Here is a 577-nt window from a genome sequence, read left to right as displayed (position 1 = left end):
GTGAGCAGCGGCGCCCACAAGTCGTCGTCGAGCCTCTCCACATCGATCGCCGCGAGCGCGGCGGCGCGCGCGGCGGTGCGTGTGAGCCCCATCCACCAGGCGAAATCGCGGCTGGACGCCGGACCGTGCCCGTGGACGAAGCGGGTGAACAGCGTCGCGAGGTCGGCGGCCTTCCCGTCGGGGACGACGTCGTCGACGAGCACGAACCACTGCTCGCGGGACAGCCCATCGGGCTCCGGGCGGGTCGGTCCCTGGCAGATCAGACCGCGCAGGCTCAGCGCCTGAAGGAGGAGCGAGCCACGCATGTCGCCCGTGTCGAGGCCGTCGGCACGCATCACGTCGAACAGCTCGGCGCGCGACAGGCGGCCCGCATCGGCGAGCGCGCGGTGCACGGAGCGCTCGACGCGGGCGATCACAGCCGCGTCGATCCCGCGGCTGCGGTGCACGCTCGCGGCCTGGGCATGCTGACGATCGGCGGTGAGGGCGAGGAACGAGCGCAGGTCGCCCGCCGCGACGATGTGAAGGGTGCCGCGCTGCGTCCACGAGCGCACGAGCAGGCCGTCGTCGAACGCACTGT

The 577-nt window shown here is 73.0% G+C and carries 1 protein-coding gene; it reads right to left on the bottom strand.

The window, feature by feature from the left end; all coding sequences use genetic code 11:
- Window positions 1-577, bottom strand: a 577-nt coding sequence (locus ASG00_RS06985; protein ID WP_200930882.1) for a DNA glycosylase AlkZ-like family protein, incomplete at both ends; no start/stop codon positions are given.

Source organism: Microbacterium sp. Leaf351 (assembly GCF_001423825.1).
Classification (GTDB): domain Bacteria; phylum Actinomycetota; class Actinomycetes; order Actinomycetales; family Microbacteriaceae; genus Microbacterium; species Microbacterium ginsengisoli.
This window is presented reverse-complemented; position numbering and strand designations above follow the sequence as displayed.